This is a genomic window from Mesorhizobium sp. P2_F7 (assembly GCF_056403695.1).
The window spans coordinates 171,415-195,343 of the sequence record NZ_JBFUFA010000008.1 but is presented as its reverse complement, the minus strand read 5'-3'; the positions used below and the strand labels follow the sequence as shown (position 1 = coordinate 195,343).

The 23,929-nt window shown below is 63.5% G+C and carries 29 protein-coding genes; 14 read left to right on the top strand and 15 right to left on the bottom strand.

The genetic code is table 11. The annotated features are described in order from the left end of the window. The first annotated feature begins 124 nt into the window (after positions 1 to 124). On the top strand, positions 125 to 763 hold the full coding sequence (locus tag AC1DZ8_RS24275) for a trimeric intracellular cation channel family protein (protein ID WP_477287673.1): 639 nt from the start codon (positions 125 to 127) through the stop codon (positions 761 to 763). A 78-nt stretch (positions 764 to 841) separates the two neighbouring features. Here AC1DZ8_RS24275 and olsB read toward each other — a convergent pair whose 3' ends face one another. The 6 genes from olsB to AC1DZ8_RS24245 all read right to left on the bottom strand — a co-directional run bounded on the left by olsB (position 842) and on the right by AC1DZ8_RS24245 (position 7,835). After that, complete coding sequence (gene olsB / locus AC1DZ8_RS24270) at positions 842 to 1,717, bottom strand: l-ornithine N(alpha)-acyltransferase (protein WP_477305376.1); 876 nt, start codon at positions 1,715 to 1,717, stop codon at positions 842 to 844. Positions 1,718 to 1,892: 175 nt separating this feature from the next. After that, the gene (locus AC1DZ8_RS24265) at positions 1,893 to 4,184 is read right to left on the bottom strand and encodes a response regulator (protein ID WP_477305176.1); all 2,292 of its coding nucleotides are present in this window, start codon (positions 4,182 to 4,184) and stop codon (positions 1,893 to 1,895) included. Between the two features lie 143 nt (positions 4,185 to 4,327). Beyond that, complete coding sequence (gene acuI / locus AC1DZ8_RS24260) at positions 4,328 to 5,317, bottom strand: acrylyl-CoA reductase (NADPH) (RefSeq protein WP_477305178.1); 990 nt, start codon at positions 5,315 to 5,317, stop codon at positions 4,328 to 4,330. 81 nt (positions 5,318 to 5,398) lie between these two features. Continuing rightward, positions 5,399 to 5,887 (bottom strand): signal peptidase II, encoded by a 489-nt coding sequence (gene lspA, locus AC1DZ8_RS24255; RefSeq protein ID WP_477305180.1) that lies wholly within the window; start codon positions 5,885 to 5,887, stop codon positions 5,399 to 5,401. Beyond that, positions 5,884 to 6,741, bottom strand: coding sequence for a TrmH family RNA methyltransferase (locus AC1DZ8_RS24250; RefSeq protein WP_477305182.1), 858 nt, complete (start codon positions 6,739 to 6,741; stop codon positions 5,884 to 5,886). Before AC1DZ8_RS24250 ends, lspA begins: the two co-directional genes overlap by 4 nt. A 17-nt stretch (positions 6,742 to 6,758) precedes the next feature. Beyond that, positions 6,759 to 7,835: an RsmD family RNA methyltransferase gene (locus tag AC1DZ8_RS24245; protein ID WP_477305184.1), complete on the bottom strand. Its 1,077-nt coding sequence runs from the start codon at positions 7,833 to 7,835 to the stop codon at positions 6,759 to 6,761. Between the two features lie 282 nt (positions 7,836 to 8,117). Here AC1DZ8_RS24245 and AC1DZ8_RS24240 point away from each other — a divergent pair, with 282 nt between their 5' ends. From AC1DZ8_RS24240 to AC1DZ8_RS24215, 6 genes are all read left to right on the top strand, one after another. Then, positions 8,118 to 9,341, top strand: coding sequence for an RNA ligase RtcB family protein (locus AC1DZ8_RS24240; protein WP_477305186.1), 1,224 nt, complete (start codon positions 8,118 to 8,120; stop codon positions 9,339 to 9,341). Next, positions 9,328 to 9,945 carry a peptide chain release factor H gene (prfH, locus tag AC1DZ8_RS24235; RefSeq protein ID WP_477305188.1) on the top strand — a complete coding sequence of 206 codons (618 nt, stop codon included), beginning with the start codon at positions 9,328 to 9,330 and terminating at the stop codon, positions 9,943 to 9,945. The genes AC1DZ8_RS24240 and prfH overlap by 14 nt, the downstream gene beginning before the upstream one ends. A 102-nt stretch (positions 9,946 to 10,047) precedes the next feature. Further along, complete coding sequence (locus tag AC1DZ8_RS24230) at positions 10,048 to 10,746, top strand: helix-turn-helix transcriptional regulator (RefSeq protein ID WP_477305190.1); 699 nt, start codon at positions 10,048 to 10,050, stop codon at positions 10,744 to 10,746. Positions 10,747 to 10,837: 91 nt separating this feature from the next. Further along, complete coding sequence (locus tag AC1DZ8_RS24225; RefSeq protein ID WP_477305192.1) at positions 10,838 to 11,218, top strand: VOC family protein; 381 nt, start codon at positions 10,838 to 10,840, stop codon at positions 11,216 to 11,218. Continuing rightward, complete coding sequence (locus AC1DZ8_RS24220) at positions 11,215 to 11,649, top strand: EVE domain-containing protein (RefSeq protein ID WP_477305194.1); 435 nt, start codon at positions 11,215 to 11,217, stop codon at positions 11,647 to 11,649. The genes AC1DZ8_RS24225 and AC1DZ8_RS24220 overlap by 4 nt, the downstream gene beginning before the upstream one ends. A 99-nt stretch (positions 11,650 to 11,748) precedes the next feature. Next, positions 11,749 to 12,171, top strand: coding sequence for a VOC family protein (locus AC1DZ8_RS24215; RefSeq protein ID WP_477305196.1), 423 nt, complete (start codon positions 11,749 to 11,751; stop codon positions 12,169 to 12,171). On the opposite strand, the gene lhpI is transcribed toward AC1DZ8_RS24215, so the two are convergent. The 4 genes from lhpI to sppA form a co-directional block, all read right to left on the bottom strand. Then, the gene (gene lhpI / locus AC1DZ8_RS24210) at positions 12,161 to 13,126 is read right to left on the bottom strand and encodes a bifunctional Delta(1)-pyrroline-2-carboxylate/Delta(1)-piperideine-2-carboxylate reductase (RefSeq protein WP_477305198.1); all 966 of its coding nucleotides are present in this window, start codon (positions 13,124 to 13,126) and stop codon (positions 12,161 to 12,163) included. The two genes, AC1DZ8_RS24215 and lhpI, sit on opposite strands and share 11 nt — an antisense overlap. 30 nt (positions 13,127 to 13,156) lie before the next feature. Further along, positions 13,157 to 13,501, bottom strand: coding sequence for a LapA family protein (locus AC1DZ8_RS24205; protein WP_477287698.1), 345 nt, complete (start codon positions 13,499 to 13,501; stop codon positions 13,157 to 13,159). A gap of 54 nt (positions 13,502 to 13,555) precedes the next feature. Next, entirely contained in the window at positions 13,556 to 13,840 is a 285-nt protein-coding gene (locus AC1DZ8_RS24200) for an integration host factor subunit beta (protein WP_006200394.1), read from the bottom strand. A gap of 80 nt (positions 13,841 to 13,920) precedes the next feature. Next, positions 13,921 to 14,877 carry a signal peptide peptidase SppA gene (gene sppA, locus AC1DZ8_RS24195; protein WP_477305200.1) on the bottom strand — a complete coding sequence of 319 codons (957 nt, stop codon included), beginning with the start codon at positions 14,875 to 14,877 and terminating at the stop codon, positions 13,921 to 13,923. A 296-nt stretch (positions 14,878 to 15,173) separates the two neighbouring features. Between sppA and lptC the strand changes: the two genes are divergently transcribed. From lptC to ptsN, 6 genes are all read left to right on the top strand, one after another. Continuing rightward, complete coding sequence (lptC, locus tag AC1DZ8_RS24190; protein ID WP_477305202.1) at positions 15,174 to 15,887, top strand: LPS export ABC transporter periplasmic protein LptC; 714 nt, start codon at positions 15,174 to 15,176, stop codon at positions 15,885 to 15,887. Beyond that, on the top strand, positions 15,874 to 16,452 hold the full coding sequence (locus AC1DZ8_RS24185) for an LptA/OstA family protein (RefSeq protein WP_477305204.1): 579 nt from the start codon (positions 15,874 to 15,876) through the stop codon (positions 16,450 to 16,452). The genes lptC and AC1DZ8_RS24185 overlap by 14 nt, the downstream gene beginning before the upstream one ends. Further along, entirely contained in the window at positions 16,452 to 17,270 is an 819-nt protein-coding gene (gene lptB, locus AC1DZ8_RS24180) for an LPS export ABC transporter ATP-binding protein (RefSeq protein WP_477305378.1), read from the top strand. The genes AC1DZ8_RS24185 and lptB overlap by 1 nt, the downstream gene beginning before the upstream one ends. A 205-nt stretch (positions 17,271 to 17,475) precedes the next feature. After that, a complete protein-coding gene (gene rpoN / locus AC1DZ8_RS24175; protein WP_477305206.1) occupies positions 17,476 to 19,002 on the top strand; it encodes an RNA polymerase factor sigma-54 in 1,527 nt (508 codons plus the stop codon). A 395-nt stretch (positions 19,003 to 19,397) separates the two neighbouring features. Beyond that, positions 19,398 to 19,982, top strand: a complete 585-nt coding sequence (gene hpf / locus AC1DZ8_RS24170) for a ribosome hibernation-promoting factor, HPF/YfiA family (RefSeq protein ID WP_477287710.1) — start codon at positions 19,398 to 19,400, stop codon at positions 19,980 to 19,982. A 59-nt stretch (positions 19,983 to 20,041) separates the two neighbouring features. Beyond that, positions 20,042 to 20,506, top strand: coding sequence for a PTS IIA-like nitrogen regulatory protein PtsN (ptsN, locus tag AC1DZ8_RS24165; protein ID WP_006200387.1), 465 nt, complete (start codon positions 20,042 to 20,044; stop codon positions 20,504 to 20,506). 71 nt (positions 20,507 to 20,577) lie between these two features. Here the strand turns inward: ptsN and AC1DZ8_RS24160 are convergent, their stop codons facing one another. Beyond that, a complete protein-coding gene (locus tag AC1DZ8_RS24160) occupies positions 20,578 to 20,835 on the bottom strand; it encodes a BQ00720 family protein (RefSeq protein WP_023683072.1) in 258 nt (85 codons plus the stop codon). 77 nt (positions 20,836 to 20,912) lie between these two features. Beyond that, positions 20,913 to 21,338 carry an Hsp20 family protein gene (locus tag AC1DZ8_RS24155; protein WP_013893014.1) on the bottom strand — a complete coding sequence of 142 codons (426 nt, stop codon included), beginning with the start codon at positions 21,336 to 21,338 and terminating at the stop codon, positions 20,913 to 20,915. Positions 21,339 to 21,482: 144 nt separating this feature from the next. On the opposite strand from AC1DZ8_RS24155, the gene AC1DZ8_RS24150 reads away from it, so the two are divergent. Next, positions 21,483 to 22,424, top strand: coding sequence for a nucleoside hydrolase (locus AC1DZ8_RS24150; RefSeq protein ID WP_477305211.1), 942 nt, complete (start codon positions 21,483 to 21,485; stop codon positions 22,422 to 22,424). Between the two features lie 63 nt (positions 22,425 to 22,487). On the opposite strand, the gene AC1DZ8_RS24145 is transcribed toward AC1DZ8_RS24150, so the two are convergent. The 3 genes from AC1DZ8_RS24145 to AC1DZ8_RS24135 all read right to left on the bottom strand — a co-directional run bounded on the left by AC1DZ8_RS24145 (position 22,488) and on the right by AC1DZ8_RS24135 (position 23,896). After that, positions 22,488 to 22,859 carry a hypothetical protein gene (locus AC1DZ8_RS24145; protein WP_477305213.1) on the bottom strand — a complete coding sequence of 124 codons (372 nt, stop codon included), beginning with the start codon at positions 22,857 to 22,859 and terminating at the stop codon, positions 22,488 to 22,490. A 13-nt stretch (positions 22,860 to 22,872) separates the two neighbouring features. After that, positions 22,873 to 23,145: a hypothetical protein gene (locus AC1DZ8_RS24140; protein WP_477305215.1), complete on the bottom strand. Its 273-nt coding sequence runs from the start codon at positions 23,143 to 23,145 to the stop codon at positions 22,873 to 22,875. A 136-nt stretch (positions 23,146 to 23,281) separates the two neighbouring features. Next, complete coding sequence (locus tag AC1DZ8_RS24135; protein WP_477305217.1) at positions 23,282 to 23,896, bottom strand: LysE family translocator; 615 nt, start codon at positions 23,894 to 23,896, stop codon at positions 23,282 to 23,284. Positions 23,897 to 23,929: the final 33 nt, after the last annotated feature.

Sequence of the window (23,929 nt, the reverse complement as noted above, 5' to 3'; positions counted from 1 at the left end):
GAGAATAGGCAGTAGGCAGTAGGCAGTAGGCAGTAGGGAATAGGCAGGCGTATCAATCGCGCGGCTTCGTGTTATTCATACTTTCCCTAATTCCTAATTCCTACTGCCCAATCCCTACTACCTCATGTCCCTGACACCCATCGACCTCCTCGACTATGCTGGCGTCGCCGTGTTTGCCGCGACCGGGGCGCTTGCGGCTTCGCGCAAGCAGCTCGACATTATCGGCTTCCTGTTCCTGGCCAGCGTCACCGGCATCGGCGGGGGCACGCTGCGTGACGTCATCCTCAACCTGCCTGTCTTTTGGGTCGCCAACTCCGGCTATGTGCTGATCTGCGCGGCGGTTGCGGTGCTGGTCTTCTTCATCGCCCACCGCTTCGACTCGCGCTGGAAATGGCTGCTCTGGCTCGACGCGATCGGATTGGCGGCCTTTTCGGTGATGGGCGCAGCCAAGGGGCTGGCGATCACCGGTTCCCCGGTCGTCGCCGTCATCATGGGCGTGCTGACCGCCACATTCGGCGGCATTCTGCGCGATCTGCTGGCCGGCGAGCCGTCGGTGCTGCTGAGGCCCGAAATCTACGTCAGCGCGGCGCTCGCGGGCGCCGGCCTTTATACGCTTGGCGATCTTGCCGGACTGCCGCCGCTTGCCTCTGATCTCGCCGGTTTTGTCGCGGCGTTCCTGGTGCGCGGCGGCGCGCTCAAATTCGGCTGGACGTTTCCGTCCTACAAGAGCCGCCCGGGAAGGCGTCCGGAGGATATTCCGTAAGGAGAGGGATTAGTGAGTAGGGAATAGTCAGTAGTGAGAAGGCATTAATCACGGCAGCCTTCACTACTGCCTACTGCCTTACGCCGCAAACCGCTGCGCTTCGCCGCCATAGTAGTTCACATAGCGGGCGCCGATTTCCTTGACCGGCATCACCACGAACACATCGACGGTCGAGAATTCGCGGTCGATGACGCAGCCGTCGCCGATGCGGGCGCCGACGCGCAGATAGCCCTTGACCAGCGGCGGCATGGCCGCAATCGCCGCCTTGGCGTTGACCGCCTCGATCGGCATCAAATCCATCGAGCAATAGCGTCCGGCGACCGCCCGCACATCCCAGGCCGAATTGGTGCGGCAGTGATGGGCAAGATAGGTGAGCGCCTCGGCATGCGCCGCCGGCACCGTGCCGTGGAACGAGGCGCAGCCAGTCATCACGCCGATTTCATAGTGATTGATGTAAGCCCAGATGCCTTGCCACAACGCCTCGATGGTACGCTTGGAGCGGTATTCCTTAAGAACACAGGAGCGGCCGAGCTCGAGGAAGCGCTGGCCCGGATGGCGCGCGATGAGCTTGGTCAGCTCGAATTCGCCTTCGGAATAGAAGCCGCCGGCGGTCGCCGCGATCTCTTGCCGCAGCAGGCGATAGGTGCCGACGATGCGGCGGTGCTCGGGGCCGGAGATCGAGGTGTCCAACACCAGCAGATGGTCGCAGAGCGGGTCGAAGCGGTCGGCGTCACGCCGATCCTGCGCCTGGAACAGGTCTTTCCTGGCGCCAAGCTCGTCATAAAATACCCGGTAGCGCACTTCCTGCGCGGCAGCGATCTCGGCCTCGTTGCGGGCAAGCCGCACTTCGAGATTGCCGATCCGGCCCAGCGGAGCGCCTGTTGCGACGGCATCGGCACTACGCGCGGCGAGCAAAGCGCCGCCTGCGTTGGGCCGAGTGTCACATTCCGGCATAACTGTATGCACGAGTGATTCTCCTTCGAGCCATCCCTCTTGGCACGGGGATACGGTGTAGGTGCAACAGGATTGTGACAGTACCGTGATACGGCGCTGCGGGCAATACTTCGTCGGCTGGCGAAAACCCTCAACCGGCTACCTTACGTGATGACAGACGCACGCCGAGGTGGCCTCAGGCGGCGACCTGGCCCTCGACAGCATGGACCAGCGCCTCGGGGTCGAGCGGCTTGGTGACGAAGCCGCTGGCACCGTGGGCGAGCACGGTGTGGCGGGTCTTTTCCTGGCTGTCGGCCGAAAGCACCATGATCGGAACCGGCGGCATGGCCATTTCTTCCTCGTGGCGGCGGATGGCGGCAATCGCGTCCAGCCCGTCCATCACCGGCATGTGCAAATCCATCAGCACAACATCGAAACGGTGTTTCAGCCCGGCTTCGGTGATTGCCTCGACCGCGGCCTTGCCGTTGCCGACAACCTTCACCCGATGCCCTGCCTTCAGAAGCGTGGCGCGGGCCAGCATGGCGTTGATGTCATTGTCTTCGGCGATCAGCACCGACAGGCCTTGCTGGCGCGCGCCGACGGCACGAAGGGAGGCCGCGCCACTTTTTTCCGGCTTCTTGGGAAGGGGTAAAGCAGGAGCATGGCTGGTCAACAATACGCGCAGCAGTGTTTCGCCGCGCACCGGCCTTGCCAGGAAGGTGGTGTAGCCGCTGGCGCGGAATTCGCCAAGCATGCCGCGGTCGGTCGGAGCGATCAGCGTGATCGCCTCGCAATTGGTAAAGCCGCTCTGGCGCAGGCGCTTGAGCAGCCTGCCGTCGCTGTCTTCCATGGCGGCATCGATGAACAGCACGTCGCAATGTTCGGCGAAAGGAGCCGCCTGGGAACTGGTCGCGGCGACATCGACGGCACCGCCATGGGCGAGGATGGTGCGAGCGATGGCATCGGCCTCCACAGCGTTGTTCGACACGATCACGGCGCGCCGGCCGGCGAGGATATTTTGCCGGTTCTGCGGCGCTTCGGTTGCCCCTGTGGCCGGGAGTTCGAAGACGAATTCAGATCCCTCGCCAAGCCGGCTCGACACCGAAATGGCGCCGCCCATGGCCGTCACCAGGCGCCTCGATATCGCAAGGCCGAGGCCGGCGCCGCCATGGGCGCGGGTCGAGGTGCCGTCGGACTGTTCAAATTCCTCGAAGATGCGCTCCATGTCTTCTTCGCGCAGACCGGGGCCGGTGTCGGCGACGGTGAAGCAGATGCGGTCGCTGGTCTCGGTGCGGGCTCGTGCGACCGAGACCAGCACACCGCCGGTGTCGGTGAATTTGATCGCATTGCCGATGAGGTTGAGCAGCACCTGTCTCACTCTTCCCGGATCGGCCATGATCATCTGCGGCACGTCGGGTTCGACGTGACAGCCGAGGCCGATGTTCTTGGCGAAGGCCTTCGCCGCCATCAGTTCGATGATGTTGTCGGCAATCTCGCGCACAGATGTCGGTTGCGGCTCCGGGTCGAAGCGGCCGGCCTCGATCTTGGAATAATCGAGCAGGTCCTCGATCAGCGCCAAAAGCGCGCTGGCCGAGGTCGAGACGGCGCCGACATAGGTGCGCTGCTCCGGCGACAGATTGGTGTCGGCCAGCAACTTGGCCATGCCCATGATGCCGTTCATCGGCGTGCGGATTTCATGGCTGACGGTGGCGAGGAAGCGCGACTTGGCCTGGCTGGCATACTCGGCGCGCTCGCGCGCGGTGATCAGCGAGGATTCGGCGCGCTTGCGGGCGGTGATGTCGCGGGCAATCGCCCGGTGCGAAACGGCGCCTGAGTCCTTGTCGCGCACCGACAGTTCGATCCACGAGAACCAGCGCGGGCCGTTCGGCGTGCGGATGGAGACGTCGGTGGAACTCAGGCATTCGTGATCCGAAAAGGCGGCGTCGGGAACGATGCCGACATCGATGCCGAGGTCGGCCAGCGTCCTGCCGGCAAGATCGCGCTGATCTGTTCCGACGAGGCCGGCGAAAACCTTGTTGGCATAGACGATGTGGCCGTCGCGGTCGCGGTGGACGACGAGATCGCCGAGCGCATCGATCAAGCCGCGAAAACGCTCCTCGCTCTCCTGCATCTCCCACATGCGGTCGGCCAGCGTCTCGATCTCGGCGCGGCTGCGGGCGGCTGTTTCGTCGAGCAAGGCCGTCGCGCGATGGACGGTGTGGCGGTTGCGCAGGTGCATGGCGACGCCGCCAAGGCCGGTCGCCAGCAGGCCGAGCGTGAGGAAGATCGGCGCGCCGGTGAGGTGGGACAGGCCCGCCAGCACGACACTGGCGACGACGGTCAGGAACAGCAGGCCTTCGTGCGTGGTGCGCGGAAAATCCGGCGCCAGCGGCGGTGGGACAACAAGCTGCCGCTTCGGCGCCGTCGGGCTCGGCCCGTCGACGCTCTCGGCACGGTTGTTCTCTTTCCTGGCGGACTCCGCGATCATGCGGAAATCCTTGCCAGATAGAGATTATGGAAAAGCGCGGCGGATCGTTCGAATTTTAGCGGTCATGCATTTTTGGGGTCTTCCGCAGCGCATGATCCTTTCCGAAACCCGGATACCACTTTCGGGATCATGCTTCGGGAGCCTCACATATCGACGACCGCCCGGCCCCTGATCTTGCCTTCGACGATGTCGTGAGCGGCGGGGATGATGCCGTCGAAGCCGATGGTCGTCGACAGGCCGGCGAGCTTTTCCAGGTCGAGATCGGTGCCGATGCGGCGCCAGGCTTCGAGGCGCACCGCCTTGGGCGCCATCACCGAATCGATGCCGAGCAGCGAGACACCGCGCAGAATGAACGGGGCGACGCTCGACGGCAGATCCATGCCGCCGGCCAGGCCACAGGCGGCGACCGCACCGCCGTAGGAGGTCATCGACAGCACATTGGCCAGCGTGTGGCTGCCGACGGCGTCGATGCCGCCTGCCCAGCGCTCCTTGACCAGCGGCTTGGCCGGCTGGGACAACTCCTCGCGCGAAATCACTTCCGCGGCACCGAGGTCGATCAGATACGGGCTCTCGGCATTGCGGCCGGTCGAGGCGATGACGTGGTAGCCGAGGCTGGACAGGATCGAGACCGCGACCGAACCGACGCCGCCGGCGGCGCCCGTCACCACCACCGGGCCGCGATCAGGCACAATTCCGTGCCGCTCCAACGCCATAACGCACAGCATCGCCGTATAGCCGGCGGTGCCAACCGCCATTGCATCGTGGGCGCTGATGCCGTCGGGCAACGGCACCAGCCAGTCGCCTCTGACGCGGGCGCGCCCGGCATAGGCGCCGAAATGCGTTTCGCCGACGCCCCAGCCGTTGAGGATCACCTTGTCACCCTTGCGCCAGTCGGCATGCGATGACGAGAGAACGGTGCCGGCGAAATCGATGCCTGGCACCAGCGGCCAGCGGCGGATCACCGGCGCCTTGCCTGTTATGGCCAACCCGTCCTTGTAGTTGACCGTCGTTGCCTCGACCGCGACGGTGACATCGCCTTCCATCAGATCGGTCTCAGTGAGATCGACGATCTCGACCGACTGCTTCTTGTCGGCATCGCGCGAAACGAGGATGGCTTTGAACGTCTCGGACATTTTTTCTCCTCGATCAGGCAGCTGTGAAGGCCGGCAAAGGCTGGCCGGACTGTGCGGCGACCGTCCGGCGACGTCAATTGGTCAAGCGTCCGGACCTTGCGGCTTCGCCTCACGCCGCCAGCCGATGAGTTCGTCGAAGACGATCAGCACGGCGCCGACCGAAATGCAGGCGTCGGCGAGGTTGAAGACAGCGAAGGACCACGTCTGCGTGTGGAACAGGATGTAATCGATGACGTGACCATAGGTAACGCGATCGACGAGATTACCGAGCGCGCCGCCGACGATCAGCGCAAAGCCGATGCGGGCAAACACGTGGCTGCGCGGCGTGAGTGTCGCAAGATAAAGCACGACAGCGACAACGAGGGTGGCAATGACCACTAGGCCAGTATCGCTCAAGGACGAAAACATCGAAAAGGCGATGCCGGTGTTGAAGGTGCGAAACAGCGCCAGGAAAGGCACCAGATCAATCTTCTCCTGAAAGGCGAGGCTGGTCTCCACCAGATGTTTTATCCACTGGTCGAGCGCAAAGGCGACGATGGCCAGCAGGACGTAGGGGGACCATGATTTCACGATTTGGCGTCCTCGGGAGCAAGCTTCAGCGCACCGCGCCGGATCTCGAACAGCATCACGCCAGTGGCGACCGCTAGGTTTAGCGAATCGGCGCGGCCCGCCTGCGGAATCCGGAGCAACCTGTCGCAGCTTTCGGCCAGATTGTCGGGCAGGCCCTGCTGCTCATTGCCCATCATCAACAGCACCGGCCCTCTGGAGAAATCGACCGAGCGGTAATCGACCGCACCCTTCAGATGGGTGCCGACGACAAGGCCGGAAAAGCTGTTGCGCCAGGCCAGAAATGCTTCCGGCGTGGCCCTGGTTACCGGCACGGCGAAGATCGAGCCCATGGTGGCGCGCACGGTCTCGACGGAAAACGGATCGGTGGTCTCGCCAACCAGGATGACACCCTTGGCGCCGACGGCATCGACGGTGCGGATGACTGTGCCGAGATTGCCGGGATCGCGCACTCGGTCGAGCGCCACCCAGACATCGCCATCGTGGGCGCGGATGTCCTTCAGTGGCAGCAGTTTCTGCTGGAAGACGCCGACCACCATTTGTGGGTTGTCGCGGCGAGTGATGGCGACCAGCACCTTTTCGGAGACTTCAAGCACGGTGCCGCCGGCGGCGACCGTGCGCGCCGCAACCTTCTCGACCGCCGCATTGCCGCGTCCGGCCTTGGCGAAGACCAGCGTCCTGATCGACCAGCCGAGGTCGAGCGCGTCGATCACCAGCTTCAGCCCTTCGGCCATGAAGGCGTTCTGCTGGTCGCGGAATTTCTTCTGCGCCAGCGCCTTGATGTCCTTGATCAGCGGGTTGGCAAGGCTGGTGACTTCCTTCACCTGGCCCGGCGCGCCGGCGTGCCGCTCGTTCATTCAAGACTCCCGGGCATTCAGGCCACCCAGCGCGAAAACAGCGATGTCGACAGCGCCCGCCCAGCGGATTGCTCGCGGATGATCAGTTCGCCTGACTCAACCGTACCGCCCATGCCGGCGAAGGTGTCGCGCATCAAGGCATGGATGGCGAAGAAGGAGGCGCGGATCGAATAGGCGGTGAGCACCACTGCCAGCGGCTTCGGCGTCAGGATCGCGCGGCAAAGGTCTGTCAGGCCGGGCAGGTCCTCGAACAATTGCCAGACCTCGCCCTTGGGGCCGCGGCCATAGGCGGGCGGGTCGAACAGGATGATGTCGTAACGGCTGCCGCGGCGCTCCTCGCGCTCGGCGAATTTCACCGCATCGTCGACGATCCAGCGGATCGGCTTGCTGCCGAGGCCGGCCATCTCCTGGTTTTCGCGCGCCCAGCCGATCGCCTTCTTTGAGGCATCGACATGGGTGACCTCGGCGCCGGCGCGGGCCGCCACCAGCGAGGCAAGGCCGGTATAGCCGAACAGGTTCAGCACCTTGACCGGACGCTTCGCCGCCGCGATCAGCCCGGCCATGTGGTCCCAGTGCGAGGCCTGCTCGGGAAAGACGCCGACATGGCGAAACGAGGTGAAGCGGCCGAGATAGTCGATGCCGTCATGCTTCATCGGCCAGGTCTCGCCGAGCGGCGTTTTGGGAAAACGCCAGCGGCCGATGCCTTCCTCGTCGGTGTCGCCGGTGAAGATGGCGTCGGCGCGGTCCCAATCCCTGGCCGGCAAGGCCTTTTGCCAGATCGCCTGACCCTCGGGCCGCACGATGCGATAGGGCCCGTATTGTTCGAGTTTTTCGCCGGCGCCGCTGTCGAGCAGCGCATAGTCCTGATTGGGCGCCACTTCGAGGATCACCGGCAGGCGCTCGGCGGGCAGGGCGCCATCGCGGCGGGCAAGGATGCGAGGCGCTGGCTTCGGATCAGACCGGTCGTCCGGTTTCGTGTCGTGACGCCTGGCTTCCGGTCGCACTGGCGCAGCGGCCGGCTGCGGCCGCACGTGTTCGGCCCTGCCTTTTGCGGGCGGGCGGTTGTCGCGGCGTTTGTCGCGAAAAGACTTCAAGCAGGAGCGTCTCCGGGCCGAGTGGCCGCTTTTGGCATGTGGGCCGCGGCGGCGCAACAAGCGATGACGCTCGTACTGTTGCAGCCACGCACTTGTGTTTTCGCTCGCTTCCTCTAAGAGGGCCGCCTTGTTGTTTCTGGAATGGGAGCGAAAGATGACGACCATCTTCACAGCGCACCCCTTGAGGGTTCCGGCGTAAGCCAGCATTTTTGCTGACGGACGCCGGTCGAACGGATGCCTGACGGCGTCCGAATCCGGACCTGTATCCAGAGATGTTCCATCATGGGCAATCTTATCGGGGGCCTCGGCTCCTCTTCGTCGTGCGTGGCGCAGCCCGCGCACATCCACCATTGTTATTCGCCGCAGACATGGATCGAGGGCGCGGCGCTCCAGCAGTTGAACAACGTCGCGGCGCTGCCCGGCGTCAGCTCGGTTGCGGCCTTTCCAGACCTGCATCCCGGCAAATACGGCCCGACCGGCATTGCCGTGCTGTCCAGGCGTTTGCATCCGCAGCTGATCGGCAACGATATCGGCTGCGGCATGTCGCTGTTCGAACTCGACCTGCCGCTGCGCAAGCTCAGGATCGACAAGGCGGCTGAGCGTCTGCGCCAGCTCGAGGCCGAAAATGTCTTCGATCCAGCCGAGGCGCTTGGGCGCTCCGACCTGCCGCGGGATCTCTATCCCGAGGCGCTCGGCACGATCGGCGGCGGCAACCATTTCTGCGAGCTGCAAGCGGTCGACGGGACGATCGACGCTGCCGGGGAAAGCCTGTTCGATCGCCAGAAGCTCTATCTTCTGGTGCATTCGGGCTCGCGCGGCCTCGGCGCCTTTGTCTTCGGGCAGATGCTCGATCGGCTGTCCACTCTAACCGAGGGGCTCGATCCCGACAGCGCGGACGGAATCTACTGGCGGCGCCAGCACGATGTCTGTGTCGCCTGGGCCTCACTCAACCGCGCCTTGATCGCCGAACGTGCGGCGGCTGCGCTGAAAAGCGATGTCCGGCTGGTCAGCGATATCCCGCACAACCTTGTTCGCGACCGGGGTGACGGACTGGTGCATCACAAGGGCTCGGCGGCGATTGCTGCCGGCGACATCGCGCCGATCGCCGGTTCGCGGGCAAGCCTGAGCTATGTCGTAAGGGCACTGGACGGCAGCGGGTTGTCGCTGGGCGCCATTTCGCATGGCGCCGGCCGCAAATACGACCGCGCCACCATGCATGGCCGCGTCGGCCGCAACAAGTCGGAGCGCGACGCGCTGTTGCGAAATGAATGGGGCGGGCAGCTGATCTGCGACGACCGCAATCTGGTCATCGAGGAAGCGGCAACCGCCTACAAGGATGCCGGCCAGGTGGTGCGGGATCTCTCCGAGGCCGGGCTGGTGACGGCACTGGCGGCGATGAGGCCGCTGGTAACCTACAAGAAGGCCATCGAAGGTCCGCCCGATCGCACGCGTGGCAAACCAAACCGCGACCGCCGGGAAAGGAGGGATCGCCATGCCCGCGATTGATCTTCTCGTCACCTCTGGCAACGGGCCGGTGGAATGCCGCGTTGCGCTGATGGCGCTGGTTGGAATCATCGAAGCCGAAGCCGCCCGGCGCGGCGGCACCGTCGAGACCACCTTCGGCCATCAGCCGGACCGGCACGGCGCCAAATCCGCTTTGCTTTCCGTCGAAGGCGCATCCGCGCCGGCGCTGGCGGCGGAGTATTGCGGGACCGTCAAATTCGTCTTCAAAAGTACGGTGCGCCCGGGCCACAAACGCCAGAACTGGTTTGTCGGCGTGAAGACGGTGGATCTGGCGGCGGCAGCGCCTGCCGATGCTTCGATCGCACTCTCCGATGTGCGCTTCGAAACACTGCGCGCTGGCGGTCCCGGCGGGCAGCATCAGAACACCACAGACAGTGCGGTGCGCGCCGTGCATCTGCCGACAGGCATCGTGGTGACGGCACGCAACGAGCGTTCGCAACATCGCAACAAGGCCATCGCGCTCAGGCGGCTGGAAGCCATGCTGCGGGTTCTCGCCGACCGCGAGGTAGAGCAGTCGAAGGCGGACATCTTCATCGCCAACAAGGCGTTGGAGCGCGGCAATGAGGTCAAGGTGTTTCGCCTCTGACGGGAGCGGGCGCGGCAGCATTCCGAGTGGCTCGGACCGTCATGGCTTCCTGCCGCGCCCATGCGGCTCTATCGTGGGTCTGGTCGCAACTCCTCGAGAATCATGTCCCGTTCCGAACGCCTGCTCGACCTGATCCAGATCCTGCGCCGGCATCGCCGGCCGGTCAGCGGCCACACGCTTGCCGGCGAGATGGGCGTTTCGATCCGCACGCTCTACCGCGACATCGCCACGCTGCAGGGCCAAGGCGCGCCGATCGAGGGCGAGGCGGGGCTGGGCTATGTGCTGAAGCCCGGCTTCATGCTGCCGCCGCTGATGTTCACCGACGAGGAAATCGAGGCCATCGTGCTGGGGTCGCGTTGGGTTGCCAGACAACCGGACAAGCGGCTGTCGGAGGCAGCCACCGATGCGCTGGCCAAGATCGCCGCCGTGCTGCCGGACGATCTGCGCGAGGATCTCGATGCCACCGCGCTTCTGGTCGGGCCACGCAACGAATTGGTCGAAAGCGTCGACCTCGGCGTGGTGCGGCAGGCGATCCGCAACGAGAGAAAACTCGGCTTTCTCTACCGTGATGCCGGCGGCGCCGCGTCCGAACGCATGGTCTGGCCGTTTGCGCTCGGTTTTTTCGACAAGGTGCGAGTGGTGGCGGCCTGGTGCGAGACGCGGCAGGATTTCCGCCATTTTCGCGCCGACCGCATGTCCGATCTCAACACCACCGATATCCGCTATCCACGCCGGCGGCAGGTGCTGCTGAAGGAATGGCGGGCGACATTGGATGCGTCGAAGCGTCAGCCCGGCGCCTGATGCTTCTTTCCGCCTGCTTGTCGATCGCTGCTGCCAGAATCTGACAGTAGGGCCGCCTATGCTCCTCCAATCGAAACCTTGGAGAGCAGACATGAACACCCCCAATTTCGTCATCCTCTATGTCGACAGCCCGGAGCGGAGCGGCGCCTTCTACAGCGCGCTCTTGGGACGCCAGCCGGTGGAGACGTCACCGACCTTCGTGCTGTTCGTGCTCGACAATGGCTTCAAGCTCGGCCTGTGGTCGCGCCACACCGTGGAGCCGTCGGCGGCGGCCGCGGGCGGCGGTGCGGAGTTGGTCTTCGCACTGGACCGGCCTGATGCGGTGGACGCCGCCCACAGCGACTGGGCAGGGCGCGGCCTGACCATCCTGCAAACGCCGACCGACATGGATTTCGGCCGCACGTTCGTTGCGCTCGACCCCGACAACCACCGGCTGCGCGTCTATTGGATGAACGACGGAGAACAGGGATGAGCGCTCATTGGATCGCGGTGGCCTCGGCGCAGCATGTGCGCCGCGGCCGCGAGGCCGGCTTCATGCAGGTCAATCACGGCAAGGCGGCACCGCTGCGCCGGATCAAGCCCGGCGACGGTGTGGTCTATTACTCGCCGACCACCATTTTGCGCGAGAAGGACGGCCTGCAGGCATTCACCGCCATCGGCACGGTGCGCGAAGGCGAGCCGTATCAGGGCGACATGGGCGGCGGCTTCACGCCGTTCCGGCGCGACGTTGCATGGTCGAACGGGGCGGAAGCGCCGATCAAGCCGTTGCTCGAACAACTCGACTTCACCAGGGGCAAATCGAACTGGGGCTATCAGCTGCGCTTCGGCCTGTTCGAGATCAGCCAGCATGATTTCCGGCTGATCGCGCAGGCGATGGGCGCCAACATCGCCGAGGCGGCGTGAGGTCTTCGGCTTGATGGCTGCCGACGCCAAGCCGCCAGCAGCCTGGCGACAACAGGTATCATGGTTTGAACCGCTGCAACTTGTTCCAAGGAGAATAGTATGGACTTCGTATCGATCCGCATCATCACCGATGAGATCAAACCTCTTGTGGCCTTCTACGAGGCGATCACCGGCCTTGGCGCAAGCTGGTTCACGCCAGATTTCGCCGAACTGGCAACTGCTTCCTGCACGCTGGCGATCGGCAGTACGCGCACTTTGGCGCTGTTCGGCACCGATGTGGCGCAGCCGGCCGCCAATCGTTCGGCGATCATCGAGTTTCGCGTTGCAGATGTCGACGCCGAGTACGGCAAACTGGCGGAAATCATTGGTGATTTCGGGCAGACGCCGACGACGATGCCGTGGGGTAACCGATCGCTGCTGCTGCGCGATCCCGATGGCAATCTGGTGAACTTCTTCACGCCGGTCAGCGCCGAAGCGATCAGAAAGTTCGATCGCAGGGCTCCGGCGGACGCTACGGCTTGAGCGCGTTGTAGACGGCGATGCCGGCGGCGAGATCCTCGAGCGCGGCGCCGACCGACTTGAACAGCGTGATCTCGCCGGGGCTCTGCCGGCCCTGTTTTTCGCCGCGCGCCAGCTCGTGCAGATCGGCGACGATGGCTTCCGGCTTGAGCACGCCGGAGGCGAGCGGCTGGACGATGTCGCCGGCTTCCTTGGTGGCGCCGGCGCGGGTGTCGACATAGATGCGGGCGCGCTTGATCGCATCGTCATCGCTTTCGCGCATAGTCGGCGTGAAGCCGCCGACCAGATCGACATGCGCGCCCGGCTTCAGCAGCGCGCCCTTGACCAGCGGCGTCGTCGTGATCGTCGCCGACGAGACGATGTCAGCCTGACCAAGTTCGGCGTCGAGATCGCTAGCGGCCTCGGCCGCAAAACCTTGCTCGCGCAAATCCGCCACGACCTTTTCGGCATTGGCCGGCGTGCGGTTCCAGATGCGGATGGTCTTGATCGGCCGCACCGCCGAATGCGCCTTGGCCAGGAATGGCGACAGCGCGCCGGCGCCGACCACCAGGAGCCGCGAGGCGTCCTCGCGGGCGAGATAGGAGGCAGCTAGCGCCGAGGCGCAAGCGGTGCGCCACTGCGTCAGCCGCTGGCCGTCGATCAGCGCCTCGGGCTCGCCGGTGGCGCCATTGAGCAGCAGATAGAGCCCCATCACCGCCGGCTTGCCGATGGCGTTGTTGTCGGGCGAGACGGTAACGATCTTGACGCCGATATGGCCGCCCACCGATGTGCCGGCGGCATGGAAGTCGGTCCAGGCCGGCATCAAAAGCAGTGTGGACGTGGCGCCGTCGGGCCGCTCGACGCCGTGATGGTGTCGGACGGGTTGCACAGCACCCTCGCGGAAGGCCGTGCGCAATGTCTCGACCAGTCCGGGAAAGGTCAGCGCCTGGTCGACAGCGTCGGCCGAAATGGTCAGCATGCAAAACTCCGCGAAGGTAAAAGCGCCGGCTCAGGCCGTTGGCTTCGGTAGCGCTGTCCCTGGGGCAGAGCCTTGCGGCGCGGCCGGCACGCGGCTGACCGCCTGGCGCAAATTCTCGGCCTCGACGCCTCGCTGGCGCGCCAGCTTGCGGTAGCGGCCCTGCTTGACCCAGGTCGCCAGGCTGCCGACGACCATGCCGATGGCGAGCGCCACGAACAGGTAGATGAACAGCGGCAAGTTCAGCGTCAGCTTCGGGTTGCCGGGATTGAACGGGTCGAGCGTGAAGGCGACCAGTTCGCGGTTGGCGACGGCCAGCGCAATCAGGATGACAGCCAGCGGCACGAAGACCACGATGAGTATGAAGCGGTTGAACATAGAGATTCCTTGGCGAGGGCAAGCCTTGAGAAAGGCCGGCGCGTTGGTCCGCGCTTATTTGCCGCCGTTCAGCCTTTCACGCAATTCCTTGCCGGTCTTGAAGAACGGCACCCACTTCTCCTCGACCTCGACGGATTCGCCGGTGCGTGGGTTGCGGCCGGTGCGGGCAGGGCGGTTTTTCACCGAAAAAGCGCCGAAGCCGCGCAACTCGACCCGGTTGCCTTCGGCAAGGGCATCGGTGATCTCGTCGAATATCGCCCCCACGATGTTTTCGACGTCGCGCAGGAAAAGATGCGGGTTGCGCGTGGCAATGATCTGCACAAGCTCGGATTTGATCATCAGACAGGTCCCCGTGAAAGCGCTGCGGTCAAATTATCAGGATGATTTTATTTGCTTTTTTACTCGCCCCAGACGGCAGATCAAGGGTGCCAGACGGAAACGAGACCGTCAAGAAACAAGCGATCAGCGCCAATTTCGTGAAGAACGTCGCTTCCTGAGTCCGACAGGCCGAGCGCGCTGCCGACGCTGCGCGCAACTGCTTTCGAGAACAGGAAGCCGCCACGCCGTTCGGTGTCCTTCCATTCCACCACCTTGAGCTTGGCGTCGACGCCCTTGGTTGCCAGCCAGTCGACCGCCACGCTTTCGCCGCCGACGGCGTCGATCAGCCCGTTGGCGAGACCCTGGCGGCCGGTGAAGATCGACCCGTCGGCGAGCGCCAGTGCCTGCTCGCGGGTCATCTTGCGGCGCTCGGCGACGATGCCGACGAACCAGTCATAGCTGTCGAGGATGAGCTTGCGGACCATGGCGCGCTCATCGTCATTGGTCGGCTTGAAGGGCGAGGGCGCGGCCTTCAGCGGCGAGGATTTCACCTCTTCGAGCTTGATGCCGACCTTGTCCATCAGGCCGCTGACATCGGGATACTGGATCAGCACGCCGATCGAGCCGACGATCGAGGTCTTGCGGGCGACGATGTGGTCGCTGGCGCTGGCGATCATGTAGCCGGCCGATGCGGCCAGCGTGCCGACCTCGGCCACCACCGGCTTGTCGGCGGCGAGCTTGCGCACTTCTTCGTAGATCGATTCGCCGCCGACCGTGGTGCCGCCGGGCGAATCGATGGCCAGGATGACGCCCTTGACCTGCGAGGAGGTGCGGATGGTTTCCAACCGCTTGATCAGCTCCTCATCCTCGGTGATGGTGCCTTCGATCCTGACCTTGGCGATGTGGTCGACGGAAGAGCCGCCGAGGTCTTCGCCATAGAACCAGCCTGCGAGCGCAATCACCCCGAGGGCCACGATGGCAATAGCGGCGCCGCGCCAGAAGGTCAGCTTGCGCCGCAAGCGGCGGCGGTCGATCAGGTCGTCGGCTCTCAGTGCCATGGTCTGCCTCATAGTCGGTGGGAAGCGATGCTTTTAAAGCAAGCGTCCGCGCCCGGCTACCTCTTCCTCACGGGCCTGCGACGAAGCGACCGTGGCTGCATAGGCATTTCAGGAAAAAATGACGCGACGCGTTCGTTTCTGCTATGAAGTGCCGAAATTGTGTCGCCTGATTTCCGTTTGCAAAAACAACGGCCGTCACATTTTTGCGGTTTTCCTCCGCTTGTGCTTGCTTGCGGGGGCCGGCAACCCACCTATAGCAGGTGTTTTGACGGACAAGGGCTTATTAGAAGACAGTCATGCTAGCTCGATCGGACGAACCGACCAACGCCGATGCGGCCTTGGCGCCCACGGCGCCAGCGGGCACGCGCGGTGACGCCTTCGACCGCGCCCAGCGCCATTCGCGCCGCGTGCGGGTGCTGAAATTCGCAGTGCCGCTGCTTGCCGCCGGCATCGCGGTTGCGTTTCCGGTCTATTCCTATCTCGCGGCGCCGATCAACATTTCGATACAGGCCGACGGCACCGCTTTTGCCGACGGCAAGCTGGTGATGGCCAATCCCAAGCTCAACGGTTTCACCAAGCAGAAGCTGCCCTATTCGCTGACGGCCGAGCGCGCCATCCAGGACGTCGGCAAGCAGGACATCATCGAACTCGAAGGCATCCATGCCAAACTGCCGCTGACGGCCGACAATGTGGCGGTCGTTGACGCCAAGCGCGGCATCTACAACCGCAGCGCCAACACGATGGACATGACCAGCGACGTCACCGTCACCACCACCGACGGCGTCGCGGCCATCTTCAAATCGGTCTTCCTCGACATGGGCAAAGGCTCTATGAAGACAAGTGATCCGGTCGATGTCAGCCGCAACGGTTCGCGGATCACGGCGGGTTCCATGGCGGTCGAGGAAAATGGCAAGGTTGTCGTTTTCGAAAACAAGGTAAGCGTTCACATCGATCCGGCCACTATGAAGGCGGCAGAGGCAAAGAGCGGAGAATCGAATGCGTCCCAGTAATTCGGCACGGCTTGTCGCCGCAGCTTCGGCCTTGCTGTTGCTGGGTATGGCGCCGTCCTGGGCGCAGTCCAGCGCCACCAGCCAATCGGGGCTCAAGCTGTCCGGCGACCAGCCGATCCAGATCGAAAGCGACAAGCTCGAGGTCCGCCAGGCCGACAGCATGGCGCTATTCAGCGGCAACGTCACCGTCACGCAGGGACCGACGCTGCTCAAGGCCGGTAAAATGGAGGTCTACTACGTCAAGGACCCCAATGCCGCCAAGGGCGCGGCCGCCGGCGCATCGGCGATGACCGGTTCGGCCAACATCGACCATCTGGTGGTTACCAACAAGGTCTACATCAAGTCAGACGACCAGGTCGCCACCGGCGACAAGGGCAGTTTCGACATGAAGACGCAGGTGCTTGTTCTGGACGGCGCGGAAGTCGTGCTGTCCCAGGGACCCAACATTCTCAAGGGTTGCAAGCTCACCGTGCAGATGAAAAGCGGCCTGGCCGAGGTCAAAGGGTGTCCGCGCGTCATCATGTCGATGACGCCGCCGCCGAAATCCGAGGCGCCGAAGAACTGATGGCCGGCGTATCGTCGCTGCTGACCCGTCTTCCGGGACGGGCAGCCAGCAAAGTTGCTACACCCGACAAAGTCACCGTCGATTCCGCGAAGTTCAAGGGCACCCTGATCGCCAAGGGTCTGACCAAGAGCTACAAGGGTCGCAAGGTGGTCAGCGGTGTCACCATCGGCGTGCGCGCCGGCGAGGCTGTCGGGTTGCTCGGCCCGAACGGCGCCGGCAAGACCACCTGTTTCTACATGGTCACCGGCCTGGTGCCGGTCGATGAAGGCACGATCGAGATCGACGGCTTCGACGTCACCTCGATGCCGATGTATCGCCGCGCCCGCCTCGGCATCGGCTATCTGCCGCAGGAAGCGTCGATCTTCCGCGGCCTCAATGTCGAGCAGAACATCCGCGCCGTGCTCGAAGTGGTCGAGAAGGACCGCAAGGTCCGCGAGCGCAATCTCGACGAACTGCTCGAGGAATTCCACATCAGCCATCTGCGCAAGGCACCGTCCATGTCGCTGTCCGGCGGCGAGCGGCGGCGGCTGGAAATTGCCCGCGCCCTGGCGACGCGGCCGGCCTACATGCTGCTCGACGAGCCCTTCGCCGGCATCGACCCGATTGCCGTCGCCGACATCCAGCAGCTTGTGCGCCATCTGACGGCGCGCGGCATCGGCGTGCTCATCACCGACCACAATGTGCGGGAAACGCTCGGCCTCATCGACCGCGCCTACATCATCCATGCCGGCCAGGTGCTGACGCATGGCCGCGCCGACGAAGTGGTGGCAAACCCCGATGTGCGCCGGCTTTATCTCGGCGAGGGTTTCACGCTCTGAGCGTGAAATTTGTTTCCTGACGTGATTTTTGCCGCTCTTTTTCTCCGATTTTGCGTGAGATAATGCTCCGGCAGGAGCCTTTTGCCAGCATTCGCCTTGACAAGCAAAAGCCGGGCCAGTTTCTATGGAGGGTCGGAAAAATTCATTTTCCGGCAGCTTCTGATATGTAGGCTTGCGGGTGCAGAAGGGCGTTTGAAACCGAACCATGGCGCTGGCGGCGAAATTACAGCTACGACAATCCCAGTCGCTGGTGATGACGCCGCAACTGATGCAGTCGATCAGGCTGCTGCAGCTCACCCACATCGAGCTCGACCACTTCATCGACGACGAGATCGAGCGCAATCCGTTGCTGGAGCGCGCCGAGCCCCAGGATGACGCCGCAAGCGACCAGGTGCAGAAGAGCGATGCAGCGCCTGAGCCAGCCGCCGATGGCGACTGGTTCGAGAGCGAGACGGCCTGGAGCGCCGAGGCGATCTCGGACAAGCTCGACAGCTCGCTGGAAAACCTGTTTCCCGACGATCCCGGCACCAGCGAGCGGCTCGGTCCCGACCTGACGGCGCAGTGGAAGTCGGCCACCGGCAATGGTTCGTCCGGCTCGTCCGAAGGCTTCGACGTCGGAGACATGGCTGCCGCCGCCATCACGCTGCGCCAGCATGTCGGCGAGCAGATCGCGCTTGCCTTTGCCGATCCGGCCGCAAGGCTGATCGCCGGCGAACTGGCCGATGGCCTGGACGAGGCAGGCTATCTGCGCGCCGACCTGGCTGACATTGCAAAACGGCTCGGCGGCGATCAGGCCATGGTGGCCAAGGTGCTGGCGGTCTGCCAGACATTCGAGCCGGTCGGCCTGTTTGCGCGCGACCTTGCCGAGTGCCTGTCGCTGCAGCTTGCCGTGCGCGATCGCCTCGATCCGGCGATGAAGACGCTGATCGGCAACCTCGAACTTCTGGCGCGGCGCGATTTCCAGACGCTGAAGCGGCTGTGCGGGGTCGACGAGGAGGATCTCCTCGACATGCTGGCCGAAATCCGCGCGCTCGACCCGCGCCCGGGCACGGCGTTTTCGGGCGGCACCAGCGACGCCATCGTTGCCGATGTCGAAGTCCGCGCCGCCAATGATGGCAGCTGGACGGTCGAGCTCAATGCAGAGACGCTGCCGCGCGTGCTGGTCGACCACATCTATTTCGCCCAGGTTTCGCCACAGGCCAAGAACCAGGCGGAGAAGGATTTTTTGGCCGAATGCCTGCAGAACGCCAATTGGCTGACGCGCAGCCTCGACCAGCGGGCAAAGACGATCCTGAAAGTGGCGTCGGAAATCGTGCGCCAGCAGGACGCTTTTCTGATCCATGGCGTACGCCACCTGCGGCCGCTCAACCTGCGCACGGTGGCCGACGCCATCGGCATGCACGAATCGACCGTCAGCCGGGTGACGGCCAACAAATACATGCTGACGCCGCGTGGCGTGTTCGAGCTGCGCTATTTCTTCACCGCCTCGATCGCGGCGTCGGGCGGTGGCGATGCACATTCCTCGGAGGCGGTGCGCGACCGCATCAAGCAGCTGATCGACGAGGAAAAGCCCGCCGACGTGCTGTCCGATGACGCCATCGTCGACATGTTGAAGGAAAGCGGCGTCGATATTGCCAGGCGCACCGTGGCCAAATACCGCGAGGGCATGAACATTCCCTCCTCGGTGCAGAGGCGGCGTGAGAAACGCGCTCTGGCCAGTGCCGGGCGCTAGAGCGGTTCGCCGTTTCGTGGAACCGACGAACCACTCTATCTCTTTGTTTTTGCGCAATTCCGGATGGAAAAACCGCCCACACTTTTCCTGGAATTGCTCTGGTTTTGCTTGCCCGGAAGGGGCATTTGCTACGGCTGGATTTCCACGAGTTTAGAGCTTCATTGACAAGCTGCAATGAAGTGTCTAGAAGCCCGCCCGCATGAGACGGGCTTGCGCCCGCATGCGGATGGTCCGTCACGATGAAGGCCACGGGACGGCCAAGAAGGCGGATTGTGATCAACCGGAAAGTTCGGATCTAAAATCGGCGCGAGTTGACGCCGCAAAGCTTGTGCGCACGGACCACGAGTATAAACTCTGGCCAGTTTGAAGCCTGAGCAAGGAAGGTCAGTTTTCAGATGAAGCTGCGCATATCGGGAAAGCACATGGATATCGGCGATGCGTTTCGTACGCGCATCACCGATCGTGTCGGCGAAGCGATCGGCAAATATTTCGATCGCGGTTTTTCAGGGCATGTCACGGTCATCAAATCAGGGTCGCGCTATTCGGCCGATTGCATGATCAGGCTGGATTCCGGCGCTTCGCTGCAGGCGACCGGCGACGCCCAGGATCCCACGCTTGCCTTCGAGGCGGCGGCGGATCGCCTCGAAACCCGGCTTCGGCGCTACAAGCGTCGGCTGAAATCGCACAATTCAGGCAATGGCAACGGCGAAATCACCGACATCGCCTATACGGTGATGGCGCCGCTAGCCGACGACGACGAGGAGTTTCCGGAGGATTTCGCCCCGGCCATCGTCGCCGAATCAACCATGACGCTGCAGACCATGTCGGTGGCGTCGGCAGTCATCGAGCTCGACACCAAGGAGAGCCCGGTCTTCGTCTTCCGCAACGCCGGAAACGACCACCTCAACATCGTCTATCGGCGGCCGGACGGAAATATCGGCTGGATCGACCCGTCCACGACCAAAGTCGCACAAGGATAATTGCCAGCCGCGCGAGGGGCGAGGACTGGCGACGGCAGGCGAATAAGGGATTTTCAAGCATGGATCTGAGCGATCTTATCAACGTTCCGGCGATCATGCCGGCGTTGAAGGCGAACTCCAAAAAGCAGCTTCTGCAATTGCTGTCCGAGAGAGCGGCGGCGATTTCCGGCATTCCGGAGCGCGAAGTGTTCGACACCATCCTGCAGCGCGAGCGGCTGGGCTCCACCGGCGTCGGCAACGGCATCGCCATTCCGCATGGCAAGCTCGCCGGGGTGAAGCGCATCGCCGGCGTCTTTGCCCGGCTGGAGACGCCGGTCGATTTCGAGGCGCTGGACGACCAGCCGGTCGATCTGGTGTTTCTGCTGCTGGCCCCGGAAGGCGCCGGCGCCGATCACCTCAAGGCGCTGTCGCGCATCGCGAGGGTTCTGCGCGACGCCGATACGGTGGCCAAGATCAGGGGCACGCGCGACGCGGTCGCCATCCACGCCCTGCTGTCGGACACGCAGGCTTCGCACGCCGCCTGAAGTTCTGTTGGATTAAGCCTTCCAGGGGCCGCCAAAGGCGGCCCTTTGCATTTCCGATCCTGACAATCGCCTTAGTGAATGGCGACGGTGGTCAGGTCGTTTTCCATGGCGCCGGCCAAAGCCCGGTCTTTCGCATCCGAAAGCAGGATCGGCTGGCCATTGGCGGCAAACAGGGCCCATAGCACCATTCCGGGCGCGATTTCGCCGAGATTGGGGAAGCGGCCGAGCAGTTCGTCGCTCGAGACCTTGCGGAGGTAAGCGACCGAGCCTTCGCCGAGATGGGCGAATTCGCCGCTGGTCATGGTGATGGTTTCGTCAGTTCTGGTCATTTCAAGCCTCCTTGGCGCGAGACGCCGCCCTTGTCCAAGGGCGTGGGGCCATCCCGCATGAGAGCCATCGGTAAAGATCAGTCTTTCACCGATATGTTTATTTTCCGTACCAGCCGTTCGGACTCCGGCCGATCGAGATCAATCGACAAAAGGCCGTTCTTCAGTTCCGCTGCGATCACCCGCATGCCGTCGGCCAGCACGAAACAGCGCTGGAACTGGCGCGCGGCGATGCCGCGGTGGAGGAATTCGCGCTCGGTATCGTCGGTCTGACGGCCGCGCACGACCAGCTGGTTTTCCTCAGTGGTGACATCGAGATCGCTTTCGGCGAATCCCGCCACAGCGAGCGTAATGCGCAGCCTTTCGGCCTTGCCGTCGGCACCGCTGAGGCGCTCGATGTTGTAGGGAGGATAGCTGTCACCGGATTTCGCCAATCGTTCCAGGGTCTTTTCCATGGCATCAAAACCCAGGAGAAGCGGGCTGGAGAAGGGCGTCATTCGGCTCATGTTACACTGTCCTCTTTGGAGCGACATAAACTGGAAAAACCCGGATGGCATTTTTCCCGATGGTCTTGATATGGTCCGCGCCGCGGCCAAGTTCAAGCCGTCTAAAACCCCCGCCAAAAAGACTCCCCCGCATAAGGAAATGAAATGCCCCAAACCCGCAAGATCATCATCGACACGGATCCCGGCCAGGACGATGCCGTCGCCATATTGCTGGCGCTCGGCAGCGCCGAACTGGAGATCGTCGGCATCTCCGCTGTTGCCGGCAACGTGCCGCTGAAATTGACCGAGAAGAACGCCAGAAAAATCTGCGAACTGGCCGGCCGGCCCGACATCAAGGTCTATGCCGGCGCCATCCGTCCGCTGGCGCGCGAACTGGTCACCGCCGAGGAAGTGCATGGCAAGACCGGCCTCAACGGCCCGCAACTGCCCGACCCGAAGATGAAGCTGCAGCACCAGTATGCGGTCGATTTCATCGTCGAAACGCTGATGAAGGAGGAGGCCGGCACCATCACGCTGTGCGCGCTCGGCCCGCTCACCAATGTCGCACTGGCGCTGATCCGCGAACCGAAGATCGCACCGCGCATCAAGGAAATCGTGCTGATGGGCGGCGGTTTCTTCGAAGGCGGCAATGTCACGCCGACCGCCGAGTTCAACATCTATGTCGACCCGCAGGCCGCTGACCTGGTGTTCAAATCCGGCATTCCGATCGTCATGATGCCGCTCGACGTCACCCACAAAGCGTTGACCACGGCCAAGCGCACGCAAGCCATCCGCCAGCTCGGCACCAAGGTCGGCACCGCGACGGCCGAGATGCTGGAATTCTTCGAGCGCTTCGACGAGGAGAAATACGGCACCGATGGCGGGCCGCTGCACGACCCGTGCGTCATCGCCTATCTCTTGAAGCCGGAGCTGTTCAAGGGCCGCAACTGCAACGTCACCGTCGAAACGGCTTCCGAGCTCACCATGGGCATGACCGTGATCGACTGGTGGGGCGTGACCAAGCGGCCGAAGAACGCCATGGTGATGCGCGACATCGACCATGACGCCTTCTTCGCGCTGCTGGTGGAGCGGTTGGCGCGGCTGTAAAACCCATGCCTTGATGCACCTCATCGCCCGGAGGCGTAGCGCTTCCGGGCGATGTCTGGCTGCCTATTCGCGGAGCAGGCGATAGGTTTCAGTGTCGTTGCGGCGATGCTGTCGCTCGATCGAAACCTTGGAGCCGATGGCTCGCGGCGCTGTTGCGTCGCCATAGACGAACACCAGGCGGTCATTTTCGTCGAGGCGGATACCATACAAATAGATGAACCCTCTGCCGGCCGAGCTTTCGGGATCCGGAGTCGTGTTGAGAACGTTGATCACAGTACCGGCCAGGCGTTCCACGTTGACTATGGGGCTGCTTTGCCTTGCAATCGGGATGCCAATTGCAAGGGCGCAGACGCCCACGACGAGGATGGTGATGAGGATGCCCCTGAGGTTCTCCTGCAGGGTTATCCAGGCAAGGGAATGCCGAGCATTGGCCATGACGCGTCGCCGTTCACTCTGCAAATCGATAAAAGACGACGCTATTTTCGCGTGTGACACGCTCCATGTTTGCCGGCGCGCCGATCAGATGCGGTCGATCGTCATCGACAAGAATGGACGATCCGTTTTCGAGGGAAACCAGATAGAGGGTGCGGCCATCGTCCGAATGGGCGCTTTTGACTATTGCGTCGATTGGCTCGACCGACCGGATAGGGCTCGCATCATTCGTCCATCTGTAGACAGCCGAAGGAACCATCACCGCGAACATGGCGACGATCAGGACCACGCCGGGCGCGTCCCTTTTTATGTCAGCGTAAGTCCAAGACATCGACATGAACCCCCCAATGCGGATTCATGTGGTGGCGTGAAGGCTGACTGTCAATCAGCCCTCATTTGCCATTGAGAACGCCCATCCGAGGTTGTTACTTCGCCTTTGAGAACGCCAGCCACAGGCCGCCGCCGACCAAAAAACTGCCGCTGATTCTGGACATCAGCTTGATGCGGCTGGCCGAGAGCAGGCGCCCGGCGCGGCTGGCGGCGAGCGCGTAGGTTGAATCCGAGACGGCGGCGAAGATCATGGCGGTGAAGCCCATGACCACGATCTGCAGCGTGTAATTGCCCTGCGGGGCGATGAACTGCGGGAAGAAGGCGCCGAAGAACACCAGCGTCTTCGGGTTGCTCAGCGCCACCAGCAGGCCTTGCAGGAAAAAGCCGCCGCGCGGCTTCCTCGCCGTGCCGTCGGCATTCAGCGTGCCTTTGGAGCGAAACATCTGCACGCCCATCCAGATCAGATAGGCGGCGCCGATCAGGCGCACCCATTCGAACCAGTGGCCCATGCCCGATATCAGCGTGTTGAGGCCGATGCCGACGATGGCGATCATCACGGCAAGGCCGGCCTGCGTGCCGGCGACATTGGCAAGCCCGGCGCGTGCGCCGTGGCGGATGCTGTTGGCGATGATCAGCGTGACGGTCGGGCCGGGCACCAGGATGATGACGATGCAGGCAAGGACATAGGCGGCGTAGAGTTCCAGCGACATGGGGATTTCCTCAGGCAGAATGCGCCTCGCACG